The organism is Chitinivorax tropicus (assembly GCF_014202905.1).
In the GTDB taxonomy this organism is placed as follows: domain Bacteria; phylum Pseudomonadota; class Gammaproteobacteria; order Burkholderiales; family SCOH01; genus Chitinivorax; species Chitinivorax tropicus.
The window spans coordinates 24,193-40,434 of record NZ_JACHHY010000016.1 but is presented as its reverse complement, the minus strand read 5'-3'; the positions used below and the strand labels follow the sequence as shown (position 1 = coordinate 40,434).

16 protein-coding genes are annotated in these 16,242 nt (G+C 54.5%); 6 read left to right on the top strand and 10 right to left on the bottom strand.

What is annotated here, in order from left to right; all coding sequences use genetic code 11:
- The gene (locus HNQ59_RS12910; protein WP_184040068.1) at positions 1 to 1,350 is read left to right on the top strand and encodes a Fic family protein; all 1,350 of its coding nucleotides are present in this window, start codon (positions 1 to 3) and stop codon (positions 1,348 to 1,350) included.
- 140 nt (positions 1,351 to 1,490) lie between these two features.
- Positions 1,491 to 2,900, top strand: a complete 1,410-nt coding sequence (locus HNQ59_RS12905) for a DEAD/DEAH box helicase (RefSeq protein WP_425491390.1) — start codon at positions 1,491 to 1,493, stop codon at positions 2,898 to 2,900.
- Between the two features lie 183 nt (positions 2,901 to 3,083).
- On the opposite strand, the gene HNQ59_RS12900 is transcribed toward HNQ59_RS12905, so the two are convergent.
- The 3 genes from HNQ59_RS12900 to HNQ59_RS12890 are packed head-to-tail and all read right to left on the bottom strand — an operon-like array spanning position 3,084 to position 5,530.
- On the bottom strand, positions 3,084 to 3,983 hold the full coding sequence (locus HNQ59_RS12900; protein ID WP_184040249.1) for a LysR family transcriptional regulator: 900 nt from the start codon (positions 3,981 to 3,983) through the stop codon (positions 3,084 to 3,086).
- Between the two features lie 31 nt (positions 3,984 to 4,014).
- On the bottom strand, positions 4,015 to 4,992 hold the full coding sequence (locus HNQ59_RS12895) for an NAD(P)/FAD-dependent oxidoreductase (RefSeq protein WP_184040066.1): 978 nt from the start codon (positions 4,990 to 4,992) through the stop codon (positions 4,015 to 4,017).
- A gap of 1 nt (position 4,993) precedes the next feature.
- Positions 4,994 to 5,530, bottom strand: coding sequence for a glutathione peroxidase (locus HNQ59_RS12890; RefSeq protein ID WP_184040064.1), 537 nt, complete (start codon positions 5,528 to 5,530; stop codon positions 4,994 to 4,996).
- Positions 5,531 to 5,970: 440 nt separating this feature from the next.
- Here HNQ59_RS12890 and HNQ59_RS12885 point away from each other — a divergent pair, with 440 nt between their 5' ends.
- From HNQ59_RS12885 to HNQ59_RS12875, 3 genes are all read left to right on the top strand, one after another.
- Positions 5,971 to 6,636: a class I SAM-dependent methyltransferase gene (locus HNQ59_RS12885; protein WP_184040062.1), complete on the top strand. Its 666-nt coding sequence runs from the start codon at positions 5,971 to 5,973 to the stop codon at positions 6,634 to 6,636.
- A 73-nt stretch (positions 6,637 to 6,709) separates the two neighbouring features.
- Complete coding sequence (locus HNQ59_RS12880; protein WP_184040060.1) at positions 6,710 to 7,285, top strand: DUF4136 domain-containing protein; 576 nt, start codon at positions 6,710 to 6,712, stop codon at positions 7,283 to 7,285.
- Positions 7,286 to 7,435: 150 nt separating this feature from the next.
- A complete protein-coding gene (locus HNQ59_RS12875) occupies positions 7,436 to 7,744 on the top strand; it encodes a hypothetical protein (protein WP_184040057.1) in 309 nt (102 codons plus the stop codon).
- A gap of 219 nt (positions 7,745 to 7,963) precedes the next feature.
- Here the strand turns inward: HNQ59_RS12875 and HNQ59_RS12870 are convergent, their stop codons facing one another.
- The 5 genes from HNQ59_RS12870 to HNQ59_RS12850 all read right to left on the bottom strand — a co-directional run bounded on the left by HNQ59_RS12870 (position 7,964) and on the right by HNQ59_RS12850 (position 11,612).
- Positions 7,964 to 8,224, bottom strand: a complete 261-nt coding sequence (locus HNQ59_RS12870; protein WP_184040054.1) for an acyl-CoA-binding protein — start codon at positions 8,222 to 8,224, stop codon at positions 7,964 to 7,966.
- A gap of 89 nt (positions 8,225 to 8,313) precedes the next feature.
- Positions 8,314 to 9,591, bottom strand: a complete 1,278-nt coding sequence (locus tag HNQ59_RS12865; protein WP_184040051.1) for a dihydroorotase — start codon at positions 9,589 to 9,591, stop codon at positions 8,314 to 8,316.
- A 9-nt stretch (positions 9,592 to 9,600) separates the two neighbouring features.
- On the bottom strand, positions 9,601 to 10,557 hold the full coding sequence (locus HNQ59_RS12860; protein ID WP_184040048.1) for an aspartate carbamoyltransferase catalytic subunit: 957 nt from the start codon (positions 10,555 to 10,557) through the stop codon (positions 9,601 to 9,603).
- 3 nt (positions 10,558 to 10,560) lie between these two features.
- Positions 10,561 to 11,052 (bottom strand): Holliday junction resolvase RuvX, encoded by a 492-nt coding sequence (gene ruvX, locus HNQ59_RS12855; RefSeq protein ID WP_184040045.1) that lies wholly within the window; start codon positions 11,050 to 11,052, stop codon positions 10,561 to 10,563.
- On the bottom strand, positions 11,052 to 11,612 hold the full coding sequence (locus HNQ59_RS12850) for a YqgE/AlgH family protein (RefSeq protein WP_184040042.1): 561 nt from the start codon (positions 11,610 to 11,612) through the stop codon (positions 11,052 to 11,054). The genes ruvX and HNQ59_RS12850 overlap by 1 nt, the downstream gene beginning before the upstream one ends.
- 52 nt (positions 11,613 to 11,664) lie before the next feature.
- Here HNQ59_RS12850 and HNQ59_RS12845 point away from each other — a divergent pair, with 52 nt between their 5' ends.
- Positions 11,665 to 13,095, top strand: a complete 1,431-nt coding sequence (locus HNQ59_RS12845) for a cryptochrome/photolyase family protein (RefSeq protein WP_184040039.1) — start codon at positions 11,665 to 11,667, stop codon at positions 13,093 to 13,095.
- An 88-nt stretch (positions 13,096 to 13,183) separates the two neighbouring features.
- Here the strand turns inward: HNQ59_RS12845 and HNQ59_RS12840 are convergent, their stop codons facing one another.
- Complete coding sequence (locus HNQ59_RS12840; protein WP_343074275.1) at positions 13,184 to 14,074, bottom strand: energy transducer TonB; 891 nt, start codon at positions 14,072 to 14,074, stop codon at positions 13,184 to 13,186.
- A 60-nt stretch (positions 14,075 to 14,134) separates the two neighbouring features.
- A complete protein-coding gene (locus HNQ59_RS12835; protein ID WP_184040036.1) occupies positions 14,135 to 16,120 on the bottom strand; it encodes a ribonuclease catalytic domain-containing protein in 1,986 nt (661 codons plus the stop codon).
- Between the last annotated feature and the right edge of the window lie 122 nt (positions 16,121 to 16,242).

Genomic DNA, 16,242 nt, shown 5'->3' with positions numbered 1-16,242 from the left:
ATGTCTGGCATCCAAAAACCACCTAGTTGGAGAGAACGGATTACACAGGATCACATTTGGGATCTCTTTGACCAATTCAGCGCGGTGGATGAGAGCGGGCGCTATTTTCATTGGCATGACTTCCGTTATCGTGTTCCGAAAGGTGTAATCCCTGAAGATGCCTGGACTGTGGTCAAGTTACACCGCAGTGCACAGCAGAAGAAGTTGCCGCTGGTTGCCGACAATGGGCAGCCTTTCACATACCTGATCATTGACGCAATGCAACCGACCTTGCATTTTCTGGATAGTCTGCGGAGCCCCATTTTGCAGGCTGGAGAAGGGATGGGGGGCACGCGTGCGCAGAATAGTCAATTTCTGCTGCAATCCTTGATGATGGAGGAGGCCATTGCCAGCGCGCAATTGGAAGGGGCATCTACCACCCGGCTGGTAGCCAAGGCCATGTTGGCAGAGGACCGCGCCCCTCGGGATGAAAGTGAGCAGATGATCGTGAATAACTTCCTGCTCATGAAAGCTGCCAAGGCAAATAGAGAGGAGCCGTTGTCCATTGAGCTGATACGGGAGTTCCACCGTGTCACTGTAATGGATACCTTGGATGCTGATGTGGTGCCGGGTGAAATCCGCCAGACCGATCAGGTGTATGTAGGTGATGGCGCAGGCGGTGTTGCGCATCAGCCCCCGGTGGCGGCATCGTTGATTGAACGATTGCAGAAACTATGTGAATTCGCCAATCATGATCATGATGGACGTGACGGGCGGCCATTCATCCACCCCATCATCAAGGCCATCATTCTGCATTTTATGATCGGCTATGAGCATCCATTTGTGGATGGCAATGGCCGAACAGCTCGCGCACTGTTCTATTGGTATCTCCTGAAAGTTGGGTACTGGCCGTTTGAGTTCATCTCCATCAGTGCCTTGCTCAAAGAGGCTCCAGTTGCTTATGGCAAGGCCTATTTGTACTGCGAAACCGATGAATTTGACCTGACTTATTTTATTGATTATCAGCTCAAGATCATTCGCCGGGCAGTTGATGGCTTTCTGGAGTATCGCGATCGGAAAGAGCGGGAGTACTATGACACCATGGCTTGGTTGCATGAGCAGGGGCTGATCGATAAGTTGAATTTTCGGCAAGGACAGCTGCTGAGTAAGGTATTGCGGCACCCGGGTCGGGTATTCCATGCAAAAGAGGTCAAGAACATATTTGGTGTATCGGAAGGCACCGCGCGGACAGACCTGGAAAAACTGGTCGAATTGAATGTGCTGGCGGCAAGCAGGCAAGGTAAAAACATCCGCTATATTGCATTGACCGCACCAACCAGCCGGAAAACAAGCAAACGCAGACTATCCTGATGTGGTTTACACGTTATACTACGCGTTGCCCGCATCGTACCAATCCTGTCGCGGGTGCTATCGACTGAATTTCCCTAATTGAATCGCCAGCCTGGATTGGAGTCGCACACCCTGCGATAGGCCGTCGCATGGAGTTGTGTATGACATCTGAACTGACTTTTGCCAGCCTGGGGCTGGCGGAACCCCTATTACGTGCAGTCGCTGAGACGGGCTATACCGTGCCGACGCCGATTCAGGCCAAGGCCATTCCGCAGGTATTGCAGGGTGGTGATTTGTTGGCCGCAGCGCAGACTGGCACGGGCAAGACAGCAGGTTTCACGCTGCCGATGTTGCATCGCCTGCTGTCAATGGGCAAGCCCGCCCGCCCACAGCATCCGCGTGCTTTGGTGTTGACTCCGACCCGTGAATTGGCTGCGCAGGTGGAAGAATCAGTCCGCACCTATGGCAAATTCGTCAAGCTTCGGTCCATGACCGTATTTGGTGGTGTGGGTGTGAATCCACAAGTCAAAGCGCTGCGTGGCTCGGTGGACATTCTGGTTGCTACACCAGGGCGCTTGCTGGATCTGATCGGCATGCAGGCTGTCAAACTCGATGAGATCGATATTCTGGTGCTCGATGAAGCGGATCGCATGCTGGATATGGGCTTCATCCGTGATATCCGTAAGATTTTGGCATTGTTGCCAGTCAAACGTCAGAATCTGCTGTTTTCAGCTACGTTCTCCGATGACATCAAAGCGCTGGCTGATAGCCTGTTGAACAATCCTGTTCTGGTTGAAGTCGCTCGGCGCAATACAACCAATGAGTTGGTTTCACAAGCCGTTCATTTGGTAGACCGGGATAAAAAACGTGAGCTGCTGACGCACTTGATTCGTGAAGGGCAGTGGCAGCAGGTGTTGGTATTCACCCGCACCAAACATGGTGCAAACAGGCTGGCGGAAAAGCTGACACAAGATGGTATCGAAGCCGCAGCCATTCATGGCAATAAAAGCCAGGGCGCGCGCACCAAAGCATTGGCCGGTTTCAAGGATGGCTCGGTGGCGGTTCTGGTGGCGACCGATATTGCTGCGCGAGGGCTGGACATCGATCAGCTGCCCCATGTGGTGAATTTCGAGCTGCCCAATGTGCCTGAGGATTATGTGCATCGTATTGGACGAACCGGTCGGGCTGGGTGCCAGGGTGAGGCTGTGTCACTGGTGTGCGTGGATGAATTCAAGCTGTTGAAGGACATTGAAAAGCTGATCAAACAGCCGATTCGCCAATTCACCGTACCCGGTTTTGAAGCTGATTTGACGGTGAAACCTGAGCCGATCGTCATGGGGCGCCAAATGCCCAAACAGGGCAGAGCCAAACCAAGCCCCGCATCACCCGCCCCCAAGGCAACTGCTAAGACAACAACCAAGACAACTGCTGTGGCCGCGAAGAAGACCAAGCCATCACAGCCTCAGGCGGCGGGTAAACCACCCAAGCAGAAGGCGGCTACGCAACCCAATGTGGCCCGACCTGCTGCCCCCCATTCTGCACGGCGGCCTGTTCCGGCTTTGCTTAAATAAGCCCGCCCACCTAGGTGTTGCCAACAGTTTGCGTAGGCGCCAGGGCTGAACGGAGGCTGTTGGCCCAGTGGCACCGCGTGGCAGCCATTGGGTCATCGTGGGCCCCCTGTGTTGATGACGACCCATTTACCGGTGGGTGGGCGTAGCACATGGGGCCGTCAGCAACCCGATCCGCCGTGTTGATCAGATAGCTGCGCCGGGTTGGCGGCTTTGTTGACAGAGTGCCAGGAATTGTTTCACGCCTGCAGTCAAATAGCGTTGCTTATGCAACACGAAATAGAAATGTCTGCGTAGATCAAACCATGGTGTGGGCAGGGCAATCAGACTGCCTCGACCCAGCGCGTCTTCCAATGCCAGTCGAGAAACGCAGCCTATACCCAGCTGACTTTCCACCGCACGGATGATGGCCTCCGTGTGCTCCAATTCCAACAGGATATCCAGCTGTTGCAATTTGCCTGCCACCGCTCGATCAAATACTGCCCGGGTGCCAGAGCCAGGCTCGCGTACAATCCAGTTCTCTTCAGACAGGTCATCCAGTGAAATCGTGGTTTTCTTCGCCAGGCGGTGGTCTGGTGCGCAGAAAACGACCAGCTCATCTTCCCGCCATGGAATGACATCCAGATCCGGGTCAAAGCAATCACCTTCAATCAAGCCGATGTCCAGATCAAACTGGCGCATGCCTTCGACAATTTGAGAGGTGTTGGCGACCTTCAGGCCAACCCGGGTGCCGGGAAAGGTGCGCATGAAATCGCTGATGAGCAGTGTCGCCAAGTAGTTGCCAATGGTCAGCGTGGCGCCTACTTTGAAGTTGCCAAGTGCTTCGCCGCTTCTGACCAAGCGCTCCAATTCATCAGCTCTGGCCAGCAGCTCAACAGCATGGGGCAGAATCCGTTGCCCGACTTCATTGAGCTGCAAGCGTTTACCGATGCGGTCGAACAATAGGCTACCAAGCTGGCTTTCAAGCTCATTCAGGCTGGAGGAGACAGCGGACTGCGACAAGGACAACGTCTCTGCCGCCCGCGACACATTGTTATCGCGGGCTATCGCCACAAATGACTGAAGTTGTTTCAGGGTGAAATGCATGATGACGGTGGTTTGATCCGGGGCTGGCAGCTTACCTTTCCAGAATCGCGCGGGCCAGTGCTTTTCCACTCAGAAAGGCATCCTCTACCCGTTTGCCACGACACCAGTCACCACAGATACCGAGTCTGAGTGCGGGATCGTAGACGAAATCCTGCTCCAATGGGTGCGCAGTCTCCGCGTAACGCCAGTAGTGGGCCTTCCCCGGCATATGGGGTAGGCTGCGGCCAATCGCCTCCTCAAAGGCAACCACCATCTGATTGATGATGTCCTCCTCTGAGTCGTGAACATGCCGTTGAGACCAATCTGGTGTGGCATGCAGTGTCCAGGTTTCGGCAGCGAGCCGGCCTGGTTTGCTGTTGTTGCGGCCAATCCATTGTAGAGGCAGATTGTGGACGTGTGCGCCGTCAAAATCGAGATTGAGCGATTTACCTGGTGCCAATAATACCGCCCAGCAAGGCGTCATCCTGACCGACGATATCGGCGCCGCTACCGACGGGAACTTCGCGACCAGGTTGAGCGCCTGGGGGGCGGGTATCGCCAGGATCACCATATTGGCCATCAGCTGTGTATGGTCTTCGAAAGTCAGCCACCAGCGCTCATCTGCTCTGGACAATTGCAGAAGACGCGCTTTGAAATTGACGGACAACCCCTCAGTCATGTGGCGGCACATGGTATTCATACTGGGTTGCCCTACGAATCGCAACTGTCTGCTGGCGGCTTGGCGACGGCCATGTGTCAGGTCGACGACATTGCCACCCCATGCGGCACAATGCCCGCCAAGCTCCCACTGGGCGACTTGTTTGGCAAAGACCGGATTTCTCACGGTGAAATACTGGGCACCATAATCAAAGCTGGCATCTTCGCTACGCTTGGTCGCCATCCGACCGCCCGTTCCACGGCTTTTTTCAAAAATTTCAACATGCATGCCGCCTTCGGCAAGAAGTGATGCGCAGGTCAAACCGGCCATACCAGCACCGATCACCGCGACATCGCATTGAACTACCGTCATTTCAGCTCCCCAGCATTGGTAACAGCTTCTCCATTACCTTCTGATCATCAGGTTTGGTGGAGCTGCCCCAGCTGTAGACGGTTTTACCATCAGGTGCGATCAGGTATTTGTGGAAATTCCAACGCGGGCTGTTGCCGGAAATCGCTTTGAGCTGTTTGTAGAATGGGTTGGCATCGTCACCCGTCACGGCGCTTTTTTCCACCATGGGGAATTCCACAAAATAGGTCAGCTTGCAGAAGTCTGCAATTTCTTCGTTGTCTTTGGGCTCTTGCCAGAAATCATTGGAAGGGAAGCCGATGACCAGCAGACCCTTGTCCCGATATTGCTTATATAGAGATTCCAGCTTTTCGAACTGCGGGGTAAAGCCACACTTGCTGGCAGTGTTCACCACCAGAATCGGCTTGCCCTGCCACTGGCATAGGTCGATCGGCTTCTTTTGCAATGTGCGAAACTGGTGATTGAGCAGGGGTGGGCACTCTGCCCAGCTCAACGCAGACCAGGCAAGAAATACGGCGGGTAATAGGGCGCGGGTCAACATGGTCGTTTCAGTAAGTTGAAGTTATCTATCAGGACAAATCCGTTTGGTTGACACGATTGCAATCAGCGAGTTGCTGAGATGGTGTGTCCGAACCTTTGTCGTAAATCTGTTGATATGGATCGTGGCAAGGTGCAATTTGTTTCATGCACCAGGTACAAGATCATCCCAACGGGCTGACTATGGAATCCTGCCAATGGAATCCTGAGGCACGAACCAAGCCTTATTTACATTTAAGCATGAGTTTGCACGGATGACAGAAATTACTTTGGCATGTCGCAAAGCCACGTTGGGCTTGGCTTCCAGCCTCTGTCCGCTTAAAGGCAAAAATGTGTTTATACCCTTTTCATAAAATTCGGCAACTGTTGATGCGTTGTTTCACGTGAAACCGGTGGTCATTTTCGGTTAAAGTCGCGGGGTTGAAACAGGAAGTCTGAAAGCGTATGAACCGAACTCTTGCCATGACAGAGACCTTGCATGCCTACCTGATGCAGGTTGGTGTCCGTGAAAGCGATATTGCACGTCGCCTGCGTGAAGAAACAGCGCAGCATCGACTGGCCAAAATGCAGATTGCCCCAGAACAAGGGCAAATCATGTCATTGCTGGCGAAGCTGATTGGAGCGAAACGTACTATCGAGATTGGCGTGTTCACGGGTTATAGCGCGCTGGTGATGGCGCAAGCCCTGCCAGAAGACGGCGAGATTGTCGCATGTGATGTCAGTGATACCTTTACCGACATTGCTCATCGTTACTGGACTGAGGCAGGTGTGGCCAGCCGAATCCGGCTACATCTGCAACCGGCACAAATCACGCTGGATGCCTTGCTGGCGGCTGGTGAGCATGGTCGGTTCGATATGGCATTCATTGATGCGGACAAACCGGGCTATGCTGCTTATTACGAAAGTTGCCTGCAATTGATTCGCCAAGGAGGGCTGATTTTGCTCGACAATATGTTCTTGAATGGGCGTGTTGCGCAAGCCCCTGCTTTGGATGAAACTCCGGGGATCGATGCCATTCGTCGGCTCAATGCCTTTTTGCAGCAAGATGAGCGGATCGACTACAGCCTTTTACCGATCGGCGATGGGCTGACTGTCTGCAGGAAGCGTTAAACTGGATGCAACCAAGTGCTCTATAAAAAGTCCAACTTAGGTTCCTTGCCCCGTATGACATTGGAAGACCATCATGAAAAAGATGCTTGCAATTGCCAGCCTACTGGCCACGGTTACCGGCTGCGCCGGTACTGTTGACGTTGTCACTGACAATGAACAATCTTTGGTGCCGGGGAGCAAGTATGCATGGGGTTCGCCGCCACCCAAGCCAACGATCACGCCCGATAATGCCGATATCGACAACGATATCATTCGTGATCGGTTGCAACGTGCCATCGACATTGAGCTGGAGCGCCAAGGTTTTCAGAAGGGGACTGCTGCAGATGCCCGCTATCTTGTCAGCTACCATATTGGTGTGGCAACCAAGCAGCGTGTTGTCAGCGAGCCACGCTTTGGTGGCATGATGCTTCGTTGTGGCTCGCGCACCTGCTGGAGCGCCTACGATTGGGGCATTTGGGGCCCCCCCTATGAAACCACACGTACCTATGATTACCGTGAGGGTAGTCTGATCATCGATTTCCGGCAACGTGACGGTGATAAGCTGGTTTGGCGTGGCATTTACAAGAATACCATCTGGGATGGTGTCAAATTGGATGAGCGGCGAGTGCAGGATATCGTGTTCGATGTATTGAAACGCCTACCCAAATGACTTGATTCTGTTGGTCGATTTGACCAGCCTGTTGAGAGGACATGAGGGGTAGGTGATTGGTTGGTCGGTGTCGCTTGGCAGACCAATGCCCCAGGTTGTTTGAATCGTGCCAGCGGAATCTGATCGCTCACAAATGGAATGTCTGTAAAAATGAAGCACACATTATTCGTCGCAGTAGTGGCAGTATTGACAAGCACAGCGGCGGTGGCAAATGAGAGCCTGATGCGTAATCAACTGGCCTATGAACAAGCCAGGATGGAGTGGACCAATGCCAAGCGCAAGCTTGAAGAAGCTGCTGAGGCTGATAAACAGGCACAAAGCAGGCTTCAGGAAGCCCAGCGTCGTGCCGAGATGACCACACAACAGCTAGATACGGCCAAACAGGCGTTGGCTGCGGCACAGGCCAAGCTCGACGAGGCGCAATCCAAAGTGGACTCCGCTTGGCAGACCGGCCAGTAGCAGGGCAGTTGGTGCCGTATGTGTATTACTCCTGCTGCCGGGTGTGGCTATCCACGCATGAGATGGCCATGTAGGTCGTGGCGCATGAAACAGTTCGACATTCCACAACAAGGGTCACGAGGGGCGTGAGATATGAACCCTATCGGCACTGTTGGTGGTGCCCAATAAAAATGGCAACCCTTGGGTTGCCATTTTTGCAATCAACTCGGCACAACCTGCTTAACGACCCAGCTGCTTATTGACCAATGCAATATAGCTTTGCATGGCTTGCTCAACAGTCTGACCTTTCTGGTTGGCCCAGGCGTCAAATTTGGCGCGATTGATGAAATCCATCATGCCGGGGCGCTCGCCGGTCACATCGCCTTGTGTGGCTTGTTTGAACAGCGCATAGAGCTGTAATTTGACATCATTGCTTGGGGCTTCGGACAAAGTCAGGATATCTTTCTGGGCTTGTTCGAATTGAGCTTTCAGGTCGGACATGACGTTTCCCTTTTGCGTAAGCTGATTGCCGGGTTGATCACCGAGGTAGGCTGCCCGTGCAATCAGCAGCGTGGATATGGATATTGTGATTATTCGGCTTGGTAGACGATTTGGCCGTTTACCAAGGTGAAGCGCACTTTACCACGCATTGGATACCCCGCAAACGGCGAATTCTTACCTTGGCTGACCAGATTTTTTGTATCGACTTTCCATTCTGCCTCTGGGTCGAAAATGCAGATGTCCGCCGGGACGTTTTCTACCAACAGCCCGGCATTGATGCCCAGAATCTGTGCTGAACGGATAGTGATCTTGGCCAGGGCTTGATCAATCGGTAGGCACTGCTCTTCGGCCCATTTCAATGTCAACGGCAGCAGCACCTCCAAGCCGGTTGCACCTGGCTCGCTCTCGGCAAAGGGCAGCAATTTGGCGTCTTCGTCAACCGGAGTGTGGTCTGAGCAGATGGCATCGATGGTGCCGTCCAGCAATGCTGCACGGATGGCATCACGATCATAGGTTGAGCGTAGTGGCGGCGCCAAGTGGTAGTGCGGGTCAAAATAGCCGATGTCATTGTCAGACAGGTGTACATGGTGGATGCCAACATCGCAGGTAACCGGCAGACCTTGCTGTTTGGCATCCCGGATCATCTGCAAGCCGCTGGCGGAAGAGACCCGACAGAAGTGAACCCGGGCACCGGTTTCTTTCACCAATAACAAGACGGTTGAAATAGCGACGGTTTCGGCTGCGATAGGGATGGGTGGCAAACCGAGACGAGATGCCACCTCACCATCATGTGCCACCCCTTTGGCAGCCAGGCCGTGATCCTGTGGGCGTAGCCAGACACTGAAGCCAAACGTGCTGGCGTACTGCAGTGCACGCATCAATGACAGGTTGTTTTCAAAAGGCTGATCCACCTGTGAAAAGGCAACACAACCCGCGTCGGTCAATTCAGCCATTTCAGTCAGGCGCTGGCCTTTCAACTGCTGGGTCAGTGCGCCGACAGGGTAGACATTGGCCAGATTGAGCTGGCGGGCGCGATGTTTCAGCATTTCGACCAACCCAGGCTCATCCAGCGGTGGGTCAGTGTCGGGCGGGCAAGCCAAGCTGGTGATGCCGCCGGCAACGGCGGCATTCATTTCCGAGACCAGGGTTGCTTTGTATTCGAAGCCAGGCTCGCGCAACCGTGCTGCCAAGTCAACCAAACCTGGGGCAACGATCAAACCCTGCGCATCGATGCTACGATCGGCGGTGAAACCGCCAGGTGCATTGCCAATGGCGGCAATACGCCCTTGGCTTATATAGAGGTGGGTTACTGCATCGAGACCGCTGGCTGGGTCAATCAGGCGGCCATTTTTGATTTCAATATTCATGTGGCCCCCTTATTTGTTGCCTGCAAGAATGCTCATTACCGCCATACGGACGGCGATACCGAAAGTCACCTGTGGCAGGATCACCGATTGCGCACCATCCGCAACAGCGGAATCAATCTCGACACCACGGTTCATCGGGCCTGGATGCATCACGATGGCATCAGGTTTGGCTCGCGCCAGTTTGTCCAATGTCAGACCATAGTATTTGAAATATTCCTGGGCCGATGGCAGCAGGGCGCCATTCATGCGCTCATTCTGCAGACGCAACATGATGACAACATCGACATCTTTCAAACCAGCACGCATATCGTGATAGACCTGCACACCCATCTTCTCGATGTCCTTCGGCAGCAAGGTCTTGGGGCCGATCACGCGAACCTCTGGCACACCCAGCGTGGTCAGGGCGTGAATCTGCGACCGTGCGACACGGCTGTGCAGGATATCGCCAACGACGGCGACACGCAGATTCTGGAATTCCTTTTTATAGTGCCGGATCGTATACATATCCAGCAATGCCTGGGTGGGGTGGGCATGACGACCATCCCCGGCATTGACCACACTGACACTGGGTTTACAGTGCTTGGCTATCAAAAACGGAGCGCCGCTCTCGGCGTGGCGCACCACAAACATATCGGCATGCATGGCCTCCAGATTGTGGATGGTATCCAGCAAGGTTTCGCCTTTACTGGTGCTGGAGGCGCCGATATTCAAATTGATCACATCGGCAGATAGGCGCTTGGCGGCGATCTCGAATGTGGTACGGGTCCGCGTGGAGTTTTCGAAGAACAGGTTGAAGACGGATTTACCTGTCAACACGGGTAATTTTTTTATCTCTTGATCCGACACCGACACATAGTCTTCCGCTTTGTCGAGGATCTGGGTCAAGATGGCGGCGGGCAAGCCTTCTATGGTGAGCAGATGTTTGAGCTCGCCGTGACTGTTGAGTTGAGGGTGGTATAGTGCCATGAGTCATCCCGTCTGCTTGGGCAAGGCTTGCACCGCATCATGTGCGATACTTGCCTCTGGGTGATCGAAAAACGCTTGCAGAATCTGAAGTGCTGCGACCTGATCGAGCGCTGGCTTGCGCTTACGGCTGGATAGCCCCAGCTCGGCCAACATCGTATCGGCAACAGCCGAGCTGAGCCGTTCGTCAACCAGGCGAACCGGCAAAGCAAACCGGCCATGCAGCCGGTTTGAGAATTTGCGACACAACCGTGTCATATCATGTTCGGTACCATCCATATACGATGGCAGCCCGACGATCAGCAATATGGGCTGCCATTCGTCGATCAGGCGACCAATTTGTTGAAACCGGTCGTCATTGCTTTCAGCCTGGATGGTGGTCAGCGGGGTCGCCAGCTTTACCGCCAGATCTCCAGTGGCCACGCCGATCCGCTTTTCGCCAAAATCAAATGCCAATACACCGCCTGCGTTGGGTAGTGCTGTTACCACACCACTCATCAGGCGTGCCCGGCCTGATCAGACAGATTGCCGAAAGCGATACCTAGCCGACTGATGGCCGCTTCATAGCGGTCTTCAGGGGCCATCTCGAAGATGATGTCTTGCGATGCTTCGACTGTCAGCCAGGCATTCTGTGCAAGCTCCTGCTCCAACTGCCCGGCATCCCATCCTGCGTAGCCAAGTGTGATCATCAGGCGATTTGGGCCACGGCCTTCACCCACCGCTTGCAAGATGTCCTTCGAGGTGGTCAGACCGAAGCTGTCGTTCATGGCCAAGGTGGATTGCCAGTTGCCAAGCGGATTGTGCAGCACAAAGCCACGATCCATCTGCACAGGGCCGCCAAAATAGACCGGCACGTCCGCCAGGTCTTCGCGATTCAGCGACAGGCCGATCTGATCGAACAGGCTTTCCAAGGTGAGATCGATTGGGCGGTTGACGACAATACCAAGCGCCCCATTTTCGTTGTGCTCGCAAACATAGGTCAGCGTACGCTGAAAATAGGGGTCTGCCATGTTGGGCATGGCGATCAGGAAATGGTTGGTCAGATTTACGCTTTGCATACCTGAATTATTGCACAATACCTGATCCAACCCCAATTTTGCATGTTGAAACATGGCTGACAAGACTGATCTGCAAGTACTTTGCTGGTTTCGCCGCGACTTGCGAATGGACGATCATGCGGCGCTATACCATGCGCTGAAATCGGGTGGTCGCGTCCATTGTGTTTTTGTATTCGATACCACCCTTTTGTCATCGTTGCCGAAGCAGGATCGGCGGGTGGATTTCATCTGGCGTAGTGTCCGCGCACTGCAGTATGCACTCCAGTGCGCGGGCGGCGATCTGATGGTATTACACGGTGATCCGACAACGTTGATCCCCACGCTGGCCGAGCGCTGTGGTGCGCAGGCTGTCTATTGCAATCGGGACTATGAGCCAGCTGCGACACAACGTGACCAATTGGTGGCTGCGGCCCTCACCAAAATGGGGTGCCGCTTTCAGTCATGTAAAGATCAGGTGATTTTTGAGCGAGATGAGGTGCTGACTCAAGCGGGTCAGCCCTTCACTGTATTCACGCCTTATAAAAATGCATGGTTGAAAAAGTTGACAACGTTTCACGTGAAACCCTACCCGGTTCAGTCCTATTTAGGCGCGTTGGCAACGGGACAATCTGCCATGCCCACCATGGCGGAATTGGGGTTTATGGTGACGGATCTCGATGCGTTGCAAATTCAAGCGGGAAGCGAGGGGGCTAGTGCCTTGTTTGCTGATTTCCTGACACGGATTGAGCACTACCATGTGGCAAGAGATTTTCCCGGCGTAAAGGGGGTGTCCTATCTATCAGTCCACCTACGATTTGGCACCATCTCAATTCGGCAACTGGCACGTGCGGCCTGGGATGTCACCCAGCCTGTGGCTGGCCCTGGGCATGTGGCTTGGTTGAATGAACTGATCTGGCGGGATTTCTACCAGCAGATTCTTTGGCATCATCCCCAGGTCGTCAACCACGCTTTCAAGGCGGCATATGACCGGTTGCCGTTTCCCAATGATGCTGGGTTGTTCAAGGCATGGTGTGACGGCCAGACAGGATACCCGATCGTGGATGCCGCGATGCGCCAATTGAATCATTCCGGCTATATGCACAACCGGCTGCGGATGATCACGGCGTCGTTTCTGGTGAAGGATTTGCATATTGACTGGCGTTGGGGTGAGCGCTATTTCGCAGAAAAGCTGATCGACTTCGACTTGGCGGCCAATAACGGAGGATGGCAGTGGGCTGCCTCCACGGGCTGCGATGCACAGCCTTACTTCCGTATTTTCAACCCGGTAACCCAGTCTGAGAAATTCGACCCCAAAGGCGTGTTCATCCGCCGTTATGTGCCTGAATTGGCGAGTTGCCCTGACCGATTCATTCATGCACCCTGGACCATGACCAAGGACGTCAGCCAACGTATTGGCCTGATGTTGGGGCGCGACTACCCTGAGCCGATTGTTGACCATGCCAAGGCGAGGGTATTTGCCTTGCAATTGTTCAGTAAAGAATAAGGCGCTGTATCAGCGCTGATACCACTGATAGGTGAAGAAGCACGTGGCGTAAAGAAACAGCCCCGCTTGGTATGCGGGGCTATATCGTTCAGTCACCACTTTCCAGCTTATTGGCGGTGGTGAACGTCCAGGTACGGGTGATGCTGATGATGTCGGAGTCCTTGCGGACATCTGGCGGGAAGGGGGCAAAAGGCGCGGATTGAAACACAATGCGTTTGGCTGCTTCATCCAGAATCTTATGGCCTGAGCTGCGATTGACCTCGACTGAGGCGACGGTGCCGTCAGCCTTGATTTCCACCGTCATCTGCAAACGACCATGAATGCCTTTTTGCTTGGCCTCGACCGGGTAGAGGTTGGTGCCGATGCGCTCTACCTTCTGTCGCCAATCTTCCACATAGCGGGCAAAGCGGAATTCTGTGGTGCGGGCGCCGATGAATTTCTTGCGTGGACGATTCTGGTAGGCGTCCCAATCCTTGCTGATCTGGCCTTCCAGACGCGCCATGGCCAAGTTGCGGGCTTCTTCATCCTTGGCGTCTTTGCCGCTGGCTTGCTGCTGCTCAGCACGGGTGCGCTTGTCAGGCTCGCTGACACTGCGCTTGGTGTTGATCATGGTCATCAGCTTCTGGGCTTCGCTTTCCAGTTGCTGTTGGCGCTGCATGGCCTGCTCGACCTGCTGTTCCTGTGCGGTGTCGGCGTCCTTTTGTAGGGGTAGCGGTGTCTTGATGCGGCGATTCTGGTCGGTATTCCCCCCTCCGTCCAGATTGGCCTGCGCCAAGGCTTGTGGATTCAATGGGCTGGATTGGGTCTTGCTGTTGACCAGAATGACATCCAGCGGCGTCGTGCTGCTGAGCTTTTTCAGCTCAGGGTAGACGAATTTGACCGATAGCAGCACGGCGTGGGCAGCAATGGAGATGCCCAGCGCAATTTTGAAGTAGAAGTCCGAGCGATCGGGCCCGGCCGGCAGACTGAGAGTAGCCACAGGTTAAAGCCTAACGACATTGTCCTAATCGGTGGATTCTAGGCAAATTTGGCGCCCTTGTCACACAGGATTATCGGAACCCGACTCAACGGTCGTTTCTGCTTGCTCAGTCGGCGTGGTTTCCGCTTGCTCGGTCAAGTCATCTGCGTCAATACGGGTATGCTCATCATCACCATCGTCGGCCAGCATTTCTGCTGGGGCGCTGGCCAGTCCTTTGAATTTGCAATCCACCTCTCGGCTCAGATAATCCACATCGCCAACCGACAGTTCGACACGCGTCCCTGGGGACAGCTCTGGCATGGCTGCCACTTTGGTGACCAGTGGGATGCCCGTCAGACGGACGGATTGGCCGTCACGCAGTACAACACCACCCACATCGGTGATGTTTTCCTGTTTGAGCCAACGTAAGCACCAGTAGCGCTCCATACCGTCCTGGAAGTCGAGATAGGCGTTGTAGGTGGCATCAAAGTCACGCATGGCCTCAAACAGCACACTGCTGCCCTTGGGGTAGGGGGCGGGCTCATCGCGCAACACGGCGAGCAGCTGACGTTGGTTGATCAAATCGACTGCTCGCCGTAGCGGGGAGCTTGACCAAGCGTATTGTGGTACGCCCAGCCCCTGGTGTGGGGCTGGGTTGGTGGTCATGCGGACTTTGCCATTTGCCTGAGCACGGTAGATGCCAGGGACATTTTTCTTGCCCAGCAAGCCACCCCATTCGCAGTTTACGAAAATCATCAGCTCCGACACCAGTTTGTCGATTGGCGACCCCCGTTTGCGGGTGGTGATGCGGATCTGATCATTTTCCACATGGAAGTTGTAATCCACCTGAGGCGGGCGATTCGGGTCGTACTTGCCGCGCCGTTTTTCCAAGGCGCAGGCAAATTGCCACAGCAGACGAAGCTCGGTCTTGAAGGGGTACTCACCATCAGTATCGTTGGCGAGGGTTTCGTCGTTGAATTGGGCCTCCAGCACATCGTTGCGCAAGTTGGCTGCAACCCTGACCTGCTCGACACGGCTTTCTGTCCCGATTACATCGAAATCGGCAGTGATGTCGATGTACATCGACACGGTCGGGCAGATTTGACCCTCCTGCAGAGTGAAGCGCTGCACGACTTCGTCAGGCAGCATGGTGTATTTGTTGCCGGGGAAATAGACCGTGGATAGTCGCTGCATGACGATCTGGTCCAGCGGGCTGTCGGGCAGGATGCCCAGTGTCGGTGCGGCGATATGCACGCCTACCCGCCACCCGCCACCCGCCTGTGGCTGAACGGTAAACGCGTCATCGATCTCGGTGGTGCTGGAGTCATCCAGGCTGAATGCAGGGGCTTCGGCAATTGGCAGTTCGATGTCGATGGGTGTTGGCGGCGCGGGTGGAAAGCCGGTGCCCTTTGGGAAATATTCCAGCAGAAACATCTGCAAATGGTAGTCGTGGGCATCGGGCAGTGCGCCGCAACGCTCAAACAGGCGCAATGGAGAAATCTGCAAGTCTTTGCAGGCTTGATCCAGTGCTTTGAATTCCAAAGTATTTTTGTCTGGTTTGAACAGCAAGGGCATGACCAGCGGCTTGAATGCGTCTGGCAATTCGAATTGAGCGAGCTGTTCGACGTATTTGGCAGCCTGCTCGGCTTGCAGGCGTTTCTTTTCAAGGCCTGCCAGTGCGGCTTTGAGCGTGTCTGCCGGGGCGGCTTTGTAGCGGCCTTTTCCCTTGCGGTAGAAGTACATCGGCGCAGCGTGCAGGCGGATGGCCACGGCAGCGGCTTCGACGGCACTCGGTTTGTGGCCGAAATAGTCTTCTGCCAGTTGCTCGAAGCCAAATTCGTCTTCGCCGCAGCATTCCCATAAGAAAGGGATGTCGATTTCTTCGGCTGACGCTTCGGCGCGCGGCATGAATTCAGCCAGGCTGGGCTCGTTGAATTTCAGCAGGACATTGGCAGCTTTGATTTTTGAGCGCTTGCCGCTGATGGCTTCTACTTGAAACGACGCCTCGGCTGCCTGCATGACATTACCAACCTTGAAGCTACCATCTTCTTCGTAAAATACGTTCATCGCGCCCAACTGTCTGAATCAAATCGGCAGATTATAGCTGACTTTGCGGGCGTGACTAATGACGCTGCATGGCGGCAGGGTGGATGGCGTGAGCGCAACCAGACCGCCGAGCGAAGTGCTGG

Excerpts from the sequence above, each read along its gene's own strand:
- HNQ59_RS12910 (WP_184040068.1), top strand. The coding sequence starts at position 1 with ATGTCTGGCATCCAAAAACCACCTAGTTGGAGAGAACGGATTACACAG.
- HNQ59_RS12905 (WP_425491390.1), top strand. The coding sequence starts at position 1,491 with ATGACATCTGAACTGACTTTTGCCAGCCTGGGGCTGGCGGAACCCCTA.
- HNQ59_RS12900 (WP_184040249.1), bottom strand. The coding sequence starts at position 3,983 with ATGCATTTCACCCTGAAACAACTTCAGTCATTTGTGGCGATAGCCCGC.
- HNQ59_RS12895 (WP_184040066.1), bottom strand. The coding sequence starts at position 4,992 with ATGACGGTAGTTCAATGCGATGTCGCGGTGATCGGTGCTGGTATGGCC.
- HNQ59_RS12890 (WP_184040064.1), bottom strand. The coding sequence starts at position 5,530 with ATGTTGACCCGCGCCCTATTACCCGCCGTATTTCTTGCCTGGTCTGCG.
- HNQ59_RS12885 (WP_184040062.1), top strand. The coding sequence starts at position 5,971 with ATGAACCGAACTCTTGCCATGACAGAGACCTTGCATGCCTACCTGATG.
- HNQ59_RS12880 (WP_184040060.1), top strand. The coding sequence starts at position 6,710 with ATGAAAAAGATGCTTGCAATTGCCAGCCTACTGGCCACGGTTACCGGC.
- HNQ59_RS12875 (WP_184040057.1), top strand. The coding sequence starts at position 7,436 with ATGAAGCACACATTATTCGTCGCAGTAGTGGCAGTATTGACAAGCACA.
- HNQ59_RS12870 (WP_184040054.1), bottom strand. The coding sequence starts at position 8,224 with ATGTCCGACCTGAAAGCTCAATTCGAACAAGCCCAGAAAGATATCCTG.
- HNQ59_RS12865 (WP_184040051.1), bottom strand. The coding sequence starts at position 9,591 with ATGAATATTGAAATCAAAAATGGCCGCCTGATTGACCCAGCCAGCGGT.
- HNQ59_RS12860 (WP_184040048.1), bottom strand. The coding sequence starts at position 10,557 with ATGGCACTATACCACCCTCAACTCAACAGTCACGGCGAGCTCAAACAT.
- ruvX (WP_184040045.1), bottom strand. The coding sequence starts at position 11,052 with ATGAGTGGTGTGGTAACAGCACTACCCAACGCAGGCGGTGTATTGGCA.
- HNQ59_RS12850 (WP_184040042.1), bottom strand. The coding sequence starts at position 11,612 with ATGCAAAGCGTAAATCTGACCAACCATTTCCTGATCGCCATGCCCAAC.
- HNQ59_RS12845 (WP_184040039.1), top strand. The coding sequence starts at position 11,665 with ATGGCTGACAAGACTGATCTGCAAGTACTTTGCTGGTTTCGCCGCGAC.
- HNQ59_RS12835 (WP_184040036.1), bottom strand. The coding sequence starts at position 16,120 with ATGAACGTATTTTACGAAGAAGATGGTAGCTTCAAGGTTGGTAATGTC.